We start from the raw sequence: 15,044 nt of genomic DNA, 5'->3' as shown, positions 1-15,044 counted from the left end.
ACCAATCCTTGGCATCCGGCGGCAGCAGAAAAGCCTGGTCGCGGCTGAACGGAATGAACTGCGTCATGCCGAACAGACTCGCCGATCTCAGGCCCGTTGGGAATCCGACAGGCTGCTAGAGCATCGCATCGCTCCGCTCGAACAGCCCCAGCAGCCAGGCCACGAGCACGGCCAGAAGGATGCACAGCGCCAGGCCGGCGCCGATGATGGTGCGGTTGCGGATGCGCGGCTGCATGGCGGCCGGCCCTATAGTGCCGCGCCGGCGAAGAAGGTTTCACGCATGTACAGCGTGTAGTCGGATTCAAACATCATGATGCCGAGGAAGACCAGCACCACCAGCGGCGGCAGCAGGATGGCATAGGTCAGTGCCAGCCTCTCCCAGGCCATGTGCATGAAGACGGCGATGATCAGCCCGGCCTTCAATGCCATGAACAGCAGGATCAGAGCCCAGCGCAGCATCCCCTCCAGCTGGAAATAGTCCACCAGGTAGGAGAAGGCGCTGAGGATGAAGAGCCACCCCCAGACCACCAGGTAGAGCTTGATCGGATGCTGCTGGCCTTCGGCCGTCGCGGCGTGCGCCATGGCGGGTCCCCTACCAGAGATAGAAGAATGCGAAGATGAACACCCAGACCAGATCGACAAAGTGCCAGTAGAGGCCGGTGATCTCGACGATCTCCCAGCGGCCGCTCCGGCTGGTGAAGAAGCCCTTGCGTCCCTGGTCGAAATCGCCACGCCAGACCTTGCGGGCGATGATCAGCAGGAAGATGACGCCGATGGTCACATGGGTGCCGTGGAAGCCGGTGATCATGAAGAAGGCGGCACCGAATTGCGGCGCGCCCCAGGGATTCTCCCAGGGCCGCACGCCCTCATGGATCAGCTTCGTCCACTCGAAGGCCTGCATGCCGACGAAGGCGGCGCCGAAGAGCGCGGTCGCCAGCATCAGCAGCGCGGTCTTCACCCGGTCCCGCCGGTAGGCGAAGTTGACCGCCATCGCCATGGTGCCGCTGCTGCTGATCAGCACGAAGGTCATGATGGCGATGAGGATCAGCGGCAGGTTGGTCCCGAAGATCTCCAGCGCGAAGACCTCGCTGGCATTCGGCCAGGGCACGGTCGTCGACATCCGCGCGGTCATGTAGGCGATCAGGAAGCAGCTGAAGATGAAGGTGTCGCTGAGGAGGAAGATCCACATCATGGCCTTCCCCCAGGACACGCCGCGGAAGGTCCGCCGGTCGGCCGACCAGTCGGCGACGACCGCGCGCCAGCCGGTGCGCTCTGTGGCGATGTCCTGGGCGGGAGCCGGTGCGACATCGGGCATCGGGCAGATCCTATCGGAAGGGGGCGGTGCAGAGCGCCGCAAGCCAGGCGATGGAGGGCGCATGGGCCAGCAGCGCGAAGAGGCAGAGCCAGGCGAGCAGCAGGAAATGCCAGTAGGTGGCACAGAGCTCGACGCTGAGGCGCAGCCGCGCCGTCGTGGCGCCGCGCGCGAGCCTGGCGCCCGCGCGGCCGAGGGCGGCGAGGCCGCCGAGCAGATGCAGCCCATGCGCCGCGGTGATCAGGTAGAAGAAGGCATCGGCCGGGTTGGCCGCGGGCCGGTAGCCCGCCGCCGCGAGTTGCCGCCAGGCGAGAAGCTGGCCGGCCAGGAAGAGTAGGGCGGTGAGGCCGCCGGCCAGCAGCCCGTCCTGCACGCCTGCACGATGGCCGCGCCGCGCCGACCGCGCCGCCCAGTGCAGCGCGAGACTGCTGAGCACCAGCACGAAGGTGTTCGCCCAGAGCAGCAGCGGCTGCGGCAGTGGCCGCCAGTCCGCCATCTCCATCCGCATCGCATAGGCGCTGACCAGCAGGCTCAGCAGCAGGGTAGCGACAGCCAGGAAGATGCCGAGGCCGATCTTCGCGGTCGGCAGTGGCGGTATCCCAGGCGCGGCCAGCTCGGCGGCCGCCTGGCCCTCCAGCCACGGCCGCGCCGTCAGGCCCTGCCGCGCCAGCCACCAGGCGGCGACCGCGACCAGCACGGCGAAGACCAGCAGCGTGACGATCATGGCGCGGCCGCCGGCGGGGGCTCGTTCTGCGGCGTGAAGTCCCGCGCCGCGCCCGGCACGCTGTAGTCATAGGCCCAGCGATAGACCACCGGCAGCTCCCGCCCCCAATTGCCGTGGCCGGGCGGCGTCTCGGGCGTCTGCCATTCCAGCGTGGTGGCGTTCCACGGGTTCGGTCCGGCCTCCTTGCCGCGCCGCAGGCTCCAGAACAGGTTGAACAGGAAGAGGAGCTGCGCCGCGCCGACCACCAGCGCGACCACGCTGATGAAGGCGTTCAACGTATGCGCCGAGTCCGGCACGAAGCTCGTCTGGCCGATATCGTGGTAGCGCCGCGGCACGCCGAGCAGCCCCAGGTAATGCATGGGGAAGAAGATCAGATAGGCGCCGAGGAAGGTCACCCAGAAATGGATCTTCCCCATCATGTCATCCAGCATCCGGCCGGTGACCTTGGGGTACCAGTGATAGAGCGCGCCATAGATCACCATGACGGGCGCGACGCCCATAACCATGTGGAAATGCGCGACGACGAACATGGTATCGGACAGCGGGACATCGACCACAACATTGCCGAGGAAGAGCCCGGTCAGCCCGCCATTGACGAAGGTGACGATGAAGCCGAGCGCGAAGAGCATCGGCAGGTTGAGGTGGATGTTGCCGCGCCAGAGTGTCAGCAGCCAGTTGTAGACCTTGATGGCGGTGGGGATGGCGATGATCAGCGTGGTCGTGGCGAAGAAGAAGCCGAACCACGGATGCATCCCCGACACATACATGTGGTGCGCCCAGACGATGAAGCTCAGCGCGCCGATGATGACGATCGCCCAGACCATCATGCGGTAGCCGAAGATGTTCCGCCGCGCATGCGTGGCGATGAGGTCGGAGACGATGCCGAAGGCCGGCAGGGCAACGATGTAGACCTCCGGATGGCCGAAGAACCAGAACAGGTGCTGGAACAGGATCGGGCTGCCGCCGCCGTAGCTGAGCTGCTGGCCCATCTCCACCAGGGCGGGCATGAAGAAGCTGGTGCCGAGCAGCCGGTCGAGCAGCATCATCACCGCGCCGACGAACAGGGCGGGGAAGGCCAGCAGCGCCATCACCGTCGCGGTGAAGATGCCCCAGATGGTCAGCGGCATGCGCATCAGCGTCATGCCGCGGGTGCGCGCCTGCAGCACGGTCACCGTGTAGTTCAGGCCGCCCATGGTGAAGCCGATGATGAAGAGGCAGAGCGAGAGAAGCATCAGGATGATGCCCCAGTCCTGCCCGCCGGGCGTGCCGGAGAGGATCGCCTGTGGCGGGTAGAGCGTCCAGCCGGCCCCGGTCGGGCCGCCGGGGGCGAAGAAGCTGGCCACCAGCACCAGCACGGCCAGCAGGTAGATCCAGTAGCTCAGCATGTTGACATAGGGAAAGACCATGTCCCGCGCGCCGAGCATCAGCGGGATCAGGTAGTTGCCGAAGCCGCCGAGGAAGAGCGCGGTCAGCAGGTACACCACCATGATCATCCCGTGCATGGTGATGAACTGGTAGTAGGCGGCCGGGTCGATGAAGTCGAAGGTGCCGGGGAAGCCGAGTTGCAGTCGCATCAGCCAGGACAGTACCAGCGCCACCATGCCGATCGCGATGGCGGTCAGCGCGTACTGCACGCCGATCACCTTGGCATCCTGGCTGAAGACGTATTTCGTCAGCCAACTGTGCGGATGGTAGAGCTCGGCCCCGTCGATATCGTCATGGGGGACGGCGGTACCCGCCGTGTGTGCCACATCGCCCATCGGCGTGTTCTCCTCCCCTGGATCGCCTCGCTAGCTCATCGTGCCGCCAGTTGCGCGAAGGTCCGCTGCCCCTGCAGCCAGGCCTGGTACTCCTCCTCCGTCTGCACCACGACGCGGCCGCGCATGACCGCGTGACCGACGCCGCAGAGCTCGGCGCAGAGCGATTCGAAGGTGCCGGTGCGGGTCGGCGTGAACCAGAAATAGGTGACGGAGCCCGGGATCATGTCCATCTTCGCCCGGAATTCCGGCACGTAGAAATCGTGCAGCACGTCGATGGCGCGCAGCAGGACCTTCACCGGCCGGCCGACCGGCAGATGCAGGTCGCCCGCCTCGATCACCACATCGTCGCGGCCATTCGGATCGTCGGGATTGAGGCCGAGCGGATTGGTGTCGCTGATCAGCCGGACATCGGAGGTACCAAGCTTCCCGTCCTCGCCGGGCAGCCGATAGCTCCACTGCCACTGCTTGCCGACGACCTCGATCTCCGTCGCGTCATCGGGGACGCTGACGAACTGGCTCCAGACGAAAAGGCCGGGCGCGAGCATGGCGGCGACGCCGAGCGCGGTGGCGACGGTCAGCCAGACCTCCAGTCTCTTGTTCTCCGGCTCGTAATGCGCCTGCTGGCCGGGACGGTGGCGGTAGCGGAAGATGCACCAAGCCATGAAGCCGACCACGGCGACGAAGGCGATGCCGGTGATCCAGAAGGTGATGATCAGCGTCTGGTCGATGTATTCCCAGTTCGAGGCGATGGGCGTCCACCACCACGGGCTCAGCCAGTGGAAGACCACCGAGCCGATCGCGACCAGGACCATTATGAGTGCCACGGCCATGCGCTGTCCCTCCCCAGACCATCGGAGCGGGGCGCGGCGGCGTCAGGCGGCGCCGGCACGCCCCCGGGCCTGGGGATTCGGCAGGCCGACGCGCGGCATCCCGCAGCGACGCGGGCGGGACAGCAGGGGGGCAGGCGATGCCGGCGACGCGGCGCGCCTGGCAGGGCTGAAGGCGGATTGGGCAGGAGCCATGGCCGCACCTTCCGGGCCGCCACGGGGGCGGCCGTCACGCATCCGGTGACACGAAGCCTGGCTGGCGGTCGTCGGTCACCACGGCGACCGTCCCAGGATTGCATACTGGATGCGCATGTTGCCGCCTGTCAACGCAAAGCGCCGGCGCCGGCGGGCCTGGACGCGCCGCCCGTCGGGCCGGTCCCTGCCTTGCCGGCCCTCAGCCCTCCAGGCTGGCCAGCGCCTGGGCGAGGTCGGCGATCAGGTCGTCCGGGTGCTCGATGCCGATGGACAGTCGGATCAGGCCATCCGTCACCCCGATCCGCGCCCGCAACTCCGCCGGCACGCCGGAATGGGTGGTGGTGGCGGGATGGCTGGCGAGCGATTCCGTGCCGCCCAGGCTGACCGCCAGCTTGAAGACGCGGAGCGCGTTGAGGAAGCGGAAGGCCTCCGCCTGGCCACCCGTCAGCTCGATGCTGAAGGTGGAACCGGGGCGGCTGCACTGGGCCCGGTAGACCCGGCCGGCCGGGCTGTCCCCGGCCAGGTGGTTCAGCGCATGCACCGCCGTGACATGCGGGTGCCGCTCCAGGAACTCCGCCACCATTTCGGCATTGCGCGCGGCCGCCTCCATGCGCAGCGCGAGCGTCTCCAGCGACCGGCCGAGCATCCAGCAGGAATGCGGATCGAGCTGCGTACCGATGGCGCCGCGCAGCAGCCGGATGGGGCGGAGCTGTGCCTTGCTGCCGACCGCCGCGCCGGCCACCAGGTCGCTATGGCCGCCGACATACTTGGTGAGGGAGTAGAGGACGATGTCCACGCCATGGGCGAGCGGGTGCTGGAAGACCGGGCCCAGCAGGGTGTTGTCGCAGGCGATCACCGGCCGATGGCCCTGCACCTCTCCGATCCGGTCCGCCACGGCCCGGATGGCGGCGAGATCGACCAGGGTGTTGAGCGGGTTGGAGGGCGTCTCCACCAGCACCAGGCTGACCCGCCCGCGATCCATGGCGCGCCGCGCCGCCGCCTCGATCGCCTCCGGATCCGTGCCCTCGGAGAAGCCCTCCGCGGCGATGCCGAACTCGGCGAAGGTCTTCGCCAGCAGCGTCTCCGTCCCGCCATAGAGCGGCTGGCTGTGCAGGATGGCATCGCCCGGCCGGGCATGGGCGAGGATGGTGGTGGCGATCGCCGCCATGCCGGAGGCGAAGACCAGCGCCGTCTCGGCGCCGTCCCAGATGGCAAGGCGGTCCTCGACGATCTCGCTGTTCGGGTGGTTGAAGCGGGAATAGACGAGGCCCGCCCCGCCCTCGGGCGCCTCCTTCCGGCCGGCGACCACGTCGAAATAGTCCCGCCCCTCCTCGGCCGAGCGGAAGACGAAGGTGGAGGTCAGGAAGACCGGCGGCTTGACCGAGCCCTCCGAGAGGGCGGGGTCGTAACCATAGCCGAGCATCAGCGTCTCGGGGCTCAGCCGGTGATTCCCGATGGTGGTGTGGTGGCTGCGGTCCTTGGCCATGGCGGGCCTCCGCTTGATGGTGTCGGCAGCATGGCCAGGGTGCGGCGCTGGCCTGCATCACGGCCTTGCGAGGTTGCTGTGCCGGGCGACGGCCTGCGCCATCCGCGATGTTCCCGCGGCCTGCCCGGTCCTGCCCGCCGCCGCTGCGGATGGCGCGGAGCGTCAGCGCCACGCCTCCAGAATCTCCGCCGCCGTCGCCGTCTCCACCTGCTGCCCGTAGCGCTTCCGGTACAGGGTCAGCAGCGCGTCATGGGTGGTATCGGACGACGAACAGAGCGCATCCGTCGGCACCACCACCCGGTAGCCACGATCGACCGCGCCCAGCACGGCGGCCAGCACGCAGACATCCGTCTCCGCCCCGCTGACCACCAGCGTGTCGATTCCCCGCCTGCGCAGGCGCTCATGCAGGTCGGTCTCGAGCCAGGGGCTGTAGAAGTGCTTGTCCAGCACCTCGGCCGGCGGGGCCAGGCGGGCTAGGGGAGGGAGCAGATCGACCGCCTCCGGCGGCAGGGCCTGCAGCGTCATCGTCTCCCAGCGCTGCCAGTAGCGGCGCCAGGTGCCCTCGCCCTCCCCGGGGCGGGCGGCGGGGATGAAGCGCGTGAAGACGGTGCGCTGGGGCCATGCGGCGGCGAGCCGTTCCACCACCGGCAGCACGCGCTCCATCCAGGGCGTATGCCACTCGGTGCCGCAGAAGAGATTCTGCATGTCGACACAGAGATGCGCGCAGCTCTCCGTCAGCGGCCCCTGTGTCAATCCATGCTCCGACATGCCCAGCCCTCCGGTACCCTGCCGCCTCCAACGGTGGAGCGGGGCCGTGGATGCGGCGGGGTGGAAGGGGAGGGGCGATTCAGGGTCCCCGCTCCTCCCGACTGCCGGGGCCGGGCGCTTCACGCCGCCGGCACGTTCCGCCGCAGCTCCTCCAGCCAGGCGCGGGCATTGCCGTCGGAGGGGGCGCGCCAGTCGCCGCGCGGGGAGAGCGAGCCGCCGGCCGAGACCTTCGGCCCGTTCGGCATGGCGGAGCGCTTGAACTGGCTGAAGCCGAAGAAACGCTGCAGGAAGACCTCCAGCCAGTGCCGGATCTCGCCAAGCTGGTAGGCGCCGCGCTTCTCCGCCGGGAAGTGCGGCGGCCAGGTACCGCGCGCCGCATCGCCCCAGGCCTGCAGGGCAAGAAAGGCGATCTTCGAAGGGCGGAAGCCGAAGCGCAGCGTGTAGTAGAGGTTGAAGTCCTGCAGCGCATAGGGGCCGACCTTGGCCTCGGTGCTCTGGATCTCCTGGCCTTCCTCGGCGGGAATCAGTTCGGGCGAGATCTCCGTCTCCAGGATCGCCTCCAGCGTCCCGCCGACCTCGGCGTCGAACTGGCCGGAGGCGATGACCCAGCGGATCAGGTGCTGGATCAGCGTCTTCGGAACCCCGGCATTGACGTTGTAGTGCGACATCTGGTCGCCGACGCCATAGGTGCACCAGCCGAGGGCAAGCTCGGACAGGTCCCCGGTGCCGAGGACGATGCCGTCCACGTAATTGGCCGCTCGGAACAGGTAGTCCGTGCGCAGCCCGGCCTGCACATTCTCGAAGGTGATGTCATAGACCGGCTCGCCCCGGCTGAAGGGGTGGCCGAGATCGGCCAGCATCTGCCGCGCCGCCGGGCGGATATCCAGCTCATGCGCCGTGACGCCGAGGGCGGCCATCAGCCTGTGGGCATTGCCCTTGGTGCCTTCCGAGGTGCCGAAGCCCGGCATGGTATAGGCGACGATGTCGGTGCGCGGCTTGCCGAGCAGGTCCATCGCCTTGGCCGCGACGATCAGCGCCTGGGTGGAATCGAGGCCGCCCGAGACGCCGATCACGATCCGCTTGATCCGCGCCGCCTCCAGCCGCTGGGTGAGACCGGCGACCTGGATATTGTAGGCCTCGTAGCAGTCCTGGGCGAGCCGCTCCGGATTGGCGGGGACGAAGGGGAAGCGCTCGATCGGGCGGAGGAGGCCGAGATCGGCATCCGGCGGGTCCAGCCGGAAGGGGACCTGGCGGGTGCGCTGGGCGGCCGGGGTGTTGCGGCGGTTGTCGTCGAAGGTCCCCATCCGCATGCGCTCCTGGCGCAGCAGGTCGAGATCCACATCGGCGATGGCCATCTGGGCGCCGCGCGGGAAGCGCGCGGTCTCGGCCAGCAGGGCGCCGTTCTCCCAGATCTCGGCCTGGCCGTCCCAGGCCACCTCGGTGGTGGATTCGCCGGCGCCGGCGGCGGTGTAGACATAGGCCGCGAGGCAGCGCGCGGATTGCGACTGGCAGAGCATCCGCCGCGTCTCTGCCTTGCCGATGGTGATCGGGCTGCCGCTGATGTTGAGCAGCACGGTCGCACCGCCCAGCGCCGCGGCGGCGCTGGGCGGGATCGGCACCCAGAAATCCTCGCAGATCTCGGTATGCAAGGTCAGGCCGGGCAGGTCTTCCGCCGCGAAGAGCAGATCGGCACCGAAGGGCGCGACCTGGCCGGCGAAGCGGATGTCGCCCGCCGGCGCGCCGTCCCCCTGGGCGATCTGGCGCTTCTCGTAGAATTCCCGGTAGGTCGGCAGGTAGGTCTTCGGCACCACGCCGAGCAACCGGCCGCGATGGATGACGAGTGCGGTATTGTAGACCCGCCCGGCATGGCGGAGCGGGGCGCCGATCACCAGCACCGGCCGCAGCGCGCGCGAGGCCTCGAGGATGGTGCTGGCCGAGGATTCCACGGCGTCCAGCAGGGCATCCTGCAGCAGCAGGTCCTCGATGGAATAGCCCGACAGGGCGAGTTCTGGAAACGCCGCGACCGCGGCCCCCTGCGCGTCGCATTCCTGCGAGACGCGCAGGATCTCGGCGGCATTGCCCGCGGGATCGGCCAGCGCGGTCCGGATGGTGCAGGCGGCGATGCGGGCGAAGCCATGGCGGTAGAGGGATTCGAAGCGCATCGTTCGGGCTATGCCTCGGGTTGTGGTGGGATGACCGGCGGGGAATGACGTCTGGAGTGTAGGGCCCGGAACAAGGTCTGCCATCCCTGCCGCGGCGGTGAACCGAACGCAAATGCCCCTCCGGGAGCGCGGCATCCTACCAAGGAAGCATGTGCGTTCGTGGCATGCCGATGGAACCCACTGGCGCGATGCCTGTTCCCTTTGCATCGCAACCAGGCTGGCGCTTGCTGGTTCCTGCGTTGCCGTGACGTTTCCTCCCTGAACTCGGCGGTGCCGCATGGCACCGCCATTTTTTTGTCCGCGCCTGGCCTCGCCCGGCACTTGTGCGTGCTGGAGGCCCTGCCGCCTATCCCCGGCATGATCCATCGGTGGCCAAGCCTGCGGACGGTGGCCAAGCCTGCGGAGATCTGCATGACCTCCGGCGCCCGGCCTCTCTTTTCGGGCCTGTGCGCCACGGCTGGCGATGACCCTTGCCGGAGGTGGGAAGGGCCGGGCGCCCGCTGCAGCCCGGCCATGGTCCTGCGCACCGGAAGGTGGAGCACCGCACTGTGCCGTCATCCGGAAAGCGGGGCGGCCTGGCGATGACGCTTGCGCGCGAAGGTCGGCCTGCCGGACGGGGCCTGGCCTCCGGGCACCGGCTGCGCGGCGAAGGATGGAAGCGGCGGAACGGCGATGCCGCGCAGGTCCCGAAATGGTCGCAGTCGGGAGACATGATCTTGCCGTGAAGTGAACCGGTTCCCGGCCGGGCTCGCCTGGACATCAAGGTGGCAGGCTGCAAGAAGCCCGCGTTAGGGTGCTGATCATCCTTGTCGAAGAGAGTCGTGCGATGCCAGACTCACATGATCGTGAATATAGGACAAGGCATGATCCCGGCGTGCTTTCCGAGGCGGCGATCCGGACATTGTCGGCATCTTCGTTCTGGGTGCCAGAGCATCTTTCCGTTTCTGCCTGGATCGAGCATGCGCCCTTCGCCTTCTGGCTGACAGATGCCCTGCGTCCACGGTCTTTCGTCGAACTGGGAACCCATTACGGCTACTCGTATTTCGCATTCTGCCAGGCGGTGCAGCGGCTGGGCAGCAATACTGCGGCCTATGCCATCGATACCTGGTCCGGCGACGAGCATGCCGGGTTCTACGGCGATGCCGTGTTCCAATCCGTTTCCAGGCTGAACCGGGAAAAGTATGCGGGGTTCTCGACCCTGATCCGGTCGAGCTTCGAAGCGGCGCTGCCTTACTTCGACGACGGGTCGGTCAGTCTGCTGCACATCGACGGCCGGCATTTCTATGACGATGTGCAGGCGGATTATTATCAATGGTTGCCAAAGCTGGCGAGCGACGGCATCGTCCTGTTCCATGATACGAACGTCCGGGAACGCGGCTTCGGCGTCTGGCGGTTCTTCGAGGAGCTGGCGGCCAGGCACCCCTCCTTCAACTTCCATCACGGCCATGGCCTTGGCATCCTGGCACCGGGCGGGGTGGTTCCCGAAGCCCTGCGCCCCCTCTTCTCGGCCCAGCCCGAGGCCGCGGCGCAGATCCGTTCGATCTACGCTGCACTCGGCGGGGCGCTCGCGGTGAGGCGTGCACTGGCCGCCAAGACGGAAGCGCTTGCCGAAATGCTGAGCCGCGGCGCGGCGCTGTCGCAGGACCAGGCCCAGAAGCTCGCCGAGATGAGCGATGGCGACCCGCAGGTGCAGGAGTTGCTCGCCTCTCTCCTCCGCGCCGGGGCCCGTGGTGACGAAGCGGATGGGCTGCGGGCCGAACTGGCTGCCGCAACCGCGCGCCTTGGCGCGCTCACCGCGGAAGCCGAGGGGCTGCGCAGCGACTTGGCCGAGGCGACGGCCCGTCTTGCCGCGCTCACCGCGGAACGAAACCAGGGACAGGATGCGCTCGCGCGGCAGCAGGAGGCGCTTGCACAGGCCTGCGAGACCCTGGCGCAGGAGCGCTGCCAGCGGGCGCACGACCGCGAACTCCTGGCGAGCATGGAGGCGGAGTCCGTGCGCATGCAGGAGGCGCTCGCGGATGCCTCTCGCAGGGGGGCCGCCGAGGCCACGGCCCTGCGGCAGGAACAGCAGGATCTGCGCGCCCGCATGGCCGAGACAGTCCTTGATCTGAAGCGGGCGCAGACGATGGCGGCGGAGAAGGACGCCGCGATCGACGCGCTGCGGCAGCAGGTCGTGGCCCTGCAGGCCCCCCGGCCCGATTACGAACAGCTGGCGCAACGCCTCGCGGCCATCGAGCAGAGCACCTCCTGGAAGATCATGCTGCCGATGCAGCGCCTGCTGCAGCGCGCGCCCGTCCTGCGCGTCGCCACGCGCCGCGCGGCAAAGCTGGCCTGGTGGACGGTGTCCGGACAGCTTGTCTCGCGGCTCCGCGCCCGCAGGCTGACGGGATCCGCGGCCAGGCTCGTGACCGCCCTGTCCGCACCGGGCATCGAGGCAGCCCCGCAGCAGCCGGCGCCCATTCCGGAATCGGCCCGCCCGCCGGAGATCGACTACAGCCTGAAGCTGCCGCTGCGGCATGTCACGGCCCCACGGCCGGCGGACGGGCCGGTGGCCGCCATCGTGCACCTCTACTACCCCGACCTGGCGGTGGAGTTTCGCAGCTACCTCGAGAACATCCCGGGCGAGGTGGATATCTTCGTCTCCACCTGCGGCGACTTTGCCAGGAGCGTCATCGAAAAAGCCTTCACCGGCTGGCGGAAGGGGCAGGTGGAGGTACGCGTGGTGCCGAACCGCGGCCGCGACATCGCGCCCAAGCTGGTGAGCTTCCGCGACGTCTATGACCGCTACGACTATGTGCTGCACCTGCACGGCAAGCGGTCGGAGCACGCCTCGGTCCTGGCCTCCTGGCGCCATTTCCTGCTGGAGAACCTGCTCGGAACACCCGAGATCGTCTCCAGCATCTTCGCGGCCTTCGAGCAGAACCGCCGGCTCGGCATGATTGCCTCGCAGCATTTCGAGCCGCTCCGCATCTGGATCAACTGGGGCGGCAACCTGCAGCTGGCGACGGGGCTGGCCGCGCGCATGGGTTGCAGGATCGATCCGTCCGCGGTTCTCGACTTCCCCTCCGGCTCCATGTTCTGGGCGCGCAGCGCGGCGTTGCGCCCTTTGCTCGACCTGCAACTCGCCACGGAGGATTTCGCCGAGGAGGCGGGGCAGGTGGACGGCACCCTGGCCCATGCGATCGAGCGCGTGTACTTCTATGCCTGCGAGACTGCGGGCTTCGACTGGATCAAGGTCGCCCGGCCCGAGTTCTTCAGCCACAACCCAGCGATCATCAATGTCCGCGATGCGCGTGAGCTGGATCGGTACTTCGAGCGCCATGTCTTCCGGTTGCTCGACCCGAAAGGGGTGAAGCCGCGCACCGTGGTGCCACTGCCGGTCACCGAGGTATCGCCCCCGCTGCTGGACAGCATCCGTGAGCACGCGCTTGGCTGCCGCCAGGTCATCACGGCCGAGACCCGCGTGGCGATCGGCATCGTGACCTACAACAACGCCGATTCCGACCTGCGGCGCGGCATCGGCGCTGCGCGGCTCGCCCTGGAGCGGGCCGGCTGCTCGGCGGCGCGGGCCGTCTGGCTGCTGGACAACGGCCGATCCACGGCCGATGCGGTGCCGGCGGATGACGTGATCCTGCGCCTGCCCAGCCAGGGGAATGTGGGCTTCGGGGCCGGGCACAACACCCTGATGCAGGCGGCCTTCGCCGAAGGCGCCGACATCTACATCGCGGTCAATCCGGATGGGGCGCTGCACCCGGATGCGGTGGGGGCACTGGTGCGCATGGTGCAGGCCCATGCGGGCCGCGTGCTGGTCGAGGCCCTGCAATTCCCAGCGGAACATCCGAAGCCCTATGATCCCCTGACACTCGACACGCCCTGGGTGTCCGGCGCCTGCCTCGCAATCCCGCGGCAGGCCTTTGAGGAACTCGGGGGGTTTGACGAAGCCTTCTTCATGTATTGCGAGGATGTGGACCTGTCCTGGCGGGCAAGGGCCGGGGGCTTCGCGCTGAAGACCTGCCCGGCGGCGCTCTTCCTGCACGCCGTGACCAACCGCGAGATGGACAAGCGGACGCTCGGGATGATCTACAGCTCGGGCATCGTTCTGGCGCGGCGCTGGGGAGCCCCCAAGTTCGAGGCCTGGGTCCAGTCCGAACTCGCAGCGCTCAAGCTGCCGCCGCCGAGCGCCGTATCGCTGCCGGTGCCCGAGGAATGGCGCTGCTACGCCGATTTCGAGCATCATTTCAGCTTCGCCAAGCCGCGGTGGTAGAGCGATGACCAGGGACCAGGTCGACTGCATCGTCCGCTTCCATGACATCAATCGGCTGCGGGAGCTGGACCGCTGCATCTTCTCCCTTGTCGGGCAGCGTTACCGGCCGCTGAACATCATCCTGGCGCTGCAGCGCTTCTCGGCGGCGGAGATCGCGACGGTGCGAGAGGCGCTGGCGCCGTTGCTGGCGATGCCCGATGCGCCGCAACTGACAATCTGCAACCTCGAACAGGCGGTCCCGCAGGATGGGCGGACCCTGCTGCTCAATATGGGCCTGCAGGCGGCGACGGGCCGCTATGTCGGTTTCCTCGATTATGACGACGTGCTCTACCCGGAAGCCTATGAGACGATCGTGGCGCGGCTACGGGAGACGGATGCGGCCGTCGCCTTCGCCACCGTTCGCGTCGTCTCCGCCGATATCCACAAGCTGTTCATCCGCGTGGTCTCCGAGATGAAGGAGCCTTTCCAGCGGGGCGACCATGTCATCGATCTGTTCCGCAGCAATTTCTGTCCGATCCATAGCTTCCTGGTTGACCGAAACAAGATGAGCCGGGAAGAATTGTTCTTCGATACGGCGTTGACCTGGGAGGAGGACTACGACTTTCTGTTGCGGATCTGTGCCAGGCACCGGTCCGACTTCGGCCTCATCAGCACCAGAATTGGCGACTACTATTTCAAGAACGACGGCAGCAACTCCATCCCGACCGACGGGATTGCCAATCCGGCGCAGCAGAACGCCTACGAGAAGGTCTGCGCTGCCATCGAGACGCGTCGGCGCACCATGCTCGTGTCGCCGGGGGTGCAGGCGGAGAATGGCATCGTGCCGCCGCAACCCGGCATGACCATACGCAGCTTCCTTGAGCGGTTCGGGCATCATTGAGCCCGACGCCAGGCATTGTCGAGCATCGCCCGAAGGCGTGCTGGCGCCGCGTGACATGCGCAGCGGAAACGCCGCATCGTGGGCCTTTCCGGCACGTCGCTGATGACCGGTGCCGTTTCACCAGGCGATAGCGAGGGCAGCAATGACGAGTGGCTTCACGGCTCATAGCATTCAGTTCCCGGACGGCTCTCGTACCATGCCGGATCTCGACCACCTTTTGGCTGACCTGCCTTGGTGCAAAAGTGCGAAACGGGCGCTTCGGCTCATTTACCCCGATCATATCCGAGGCAAGCGCATTGCCGATCTCGGATGCCTCGAGGGCGGCTACGCACTTGAGTTCGCTCGAATGGGCATGGACGCGCTTGGAATAGAGGTCCGCCAGAGCAACTACGATAACTGCCTGATTGTGAAGGAGCGGGCCGGGCTTCCGAACCTGAACTTCGTCAAGGACGACGCCTGGAAGGTGGCGGAGCATGGTCCGTTTGATGTGATCTACTGCTGCGGAATCCTCTACCACCTCGACCGCCCACGTGAGTTCGTGAACCTGAGTGTCCGTCCGGGAACAGATCGCCTGATTTGAATGGGTTGTGACTGGCCTGCGGGCGGCTGAGGCGGGCAGACCTGCGGTCATGTGGACGCAGGAGAACCGGGCTCGGTACGACCGCA

The 15,044-nt window shown here is 67.6% G+C and carries 11 protein-coding genes; 3 read left to right on the top strand and 8 right to left on the bottom strand.

The window, feature by feature from the left end; genetic code table 11:
• Positions 1–246: 246 nt before the first annotated feature.
• The 8 genes from LHA35_RS26230 to LHA35_RS26195 all read right to left on the bottom strand — a co-directional run bounded on the left by LHA35_RS26230 (position 247) and on the right by LHA35_RS26195 (position 9,234).
• On the bottom strand, positions 247–582 hold the full coding sequence (locus tag LHA35_RS26230; protein WP_226613978.1) for a cytochrome C oxidase subunit IV family protein: 336 nt from the start codon (positions 580–582) through the stop codon (positions 247–249).
• 10 nt (positions 583–592) lie between these two features.
• The gene (locus LHA35_RS26225) at positions 593–1,315 is read right to left on the bottom strand and encodes a heme-copper oxidase subunit III family protein (protein ID WP_226613976.1); all 723 of its coding nucleotides are present in this window, start codon (positions 1,313–1,315) and stop codon (positions 593–595) included.
• A 10-nt stretch (positions 1,316–1,325) separates the two neighbouring features.
• A complete protein-coding gene (locus tag LHA35_RS26220; protein WP_226613975.1) occupies positions 1,326–2,036 on the bottom strand; it encodes a cytochrome c oxidase subunit 3 in 711 nt (236 codons plus the stop codon).
• Positions 2,033–3,796, bottom strand: a complete 1,764-nt coding sequence (gene ctaD / locus LHA35_RS26215) for a cytochrome c oxidase subunit I (RefSeq protein WP_226613973.1) — start codon at positions 3,794–3,796, stop codon at positions 2,033–2,035. Before ctaD ends, LHA35_RS26220 begins: the two co-directional genes overlap by 4 nt.
• 35 nt (positions 3,797–3,831) lie before the next feature.
• Positions 3,832–4,626: a cytochrome c oxidase subunit II gene (coxB, locus tag LHA35_RS26210; protein ID WP_226613971.1), complete on the bottom strand. Its 795-nt coding sequence runs from the start codon at positions 4,624–4,626 to the stop codon at positions 3,832–3,834.
• A gap of 391 nt (positions 4,627–5,017) precedes the next feature.
• Positions 5,018–6,304 (bottom strand): cystathionine gamma-synthase family protein, encoded by a 1,287-nt coding sequence (locus LHA35_RS26205; protein WP_226613969.1) that lies wholly within the window; start codon positions 6,302–6,304, stop codon positions 5,018–5,020.
• 162 nt (positions 6,305–6,466) lie between these two features.
• On the bottom strand, positions 6,467–7,072 hold the full coding sequence (locus LHA35_RS26200) for a cysteine hydrolase family protein (RefSeq protein WP_226613968.1): 606 nt from the start codon (positions 7,070–7,072) through the stop codon (positions 6,467–6,469).
• Between the two features lie 119 nt (positions 7,073–7,191).
• Positions 7,192–9,234 (bottom strand): NAD(+) synthase, encoded by a 2,043-nt coding sequence (locus LHA35_RS26195; RefSeq protein ID WP_226613966.1) that lies wholly within the window; start codon positions 9,232–9,234, stop codon positions 7,192–7,194.
• A gap of 922 nt (positions 9,235–10,156) precedes the next feature.
• Between LHA35_RS26195 and LHA35_RS26190 the strand changes: the two genes are divergently transcribed.
• The 3 genes from LHA35_RS26190 to LHA35_RS26175 all read left to right on the top strand — a co-directional run bounded on the left by LHA35_RS26190 (position 10,157) and on the right by LHA35_RS26175 (position 14,958).
• Positions 10,157–13,498: a rhamnan synthesis F family protein gene (locus LHA35_RS26190; protein ID WP_338050996.1), complete on the top strand. Its 3,342-nt coding sequence runs from the start codon at positions 10,157–10,159 to the stop codon at positions 13,496–13,498.
• A 4-nt stretch (positions 13,499–13,502) separates the two neighbouring features.
• Entirely contained in the window at positions 13,503–14,378 is an 876-nt protein-coding gene (locus tag LHA35_RS26180; protein WP_226613964.1) for a glycosyltransferase, read from the top strand.
• Between the two features lie 196 nt (positions 14,379–14,574).
• Entirely contained in the window at positions 14,575–14,958 is a 384-nt protein-coding gene (locus LHA35_RS26175; protein ID WP_226613963.1) for a class I SAM-dependent methyltransferase, read from the top strand.
• Positions 14,959–15,044: the final 86 nt, after the last annotated feature.

Origin of the sequence: Roseicella aerolata (assembly GCF_020523605.1) — a bacterium.
GTDB lineage: Bacteria > Pseudomonadota > Alphaproteobacteria > Acetobacterales > Acetobacteraceae > Paracraurococcus > Paracraurococcus aerolatus.
This window is presented reverse-complemented; position numbering and strand designations above follow the sequence as displayed.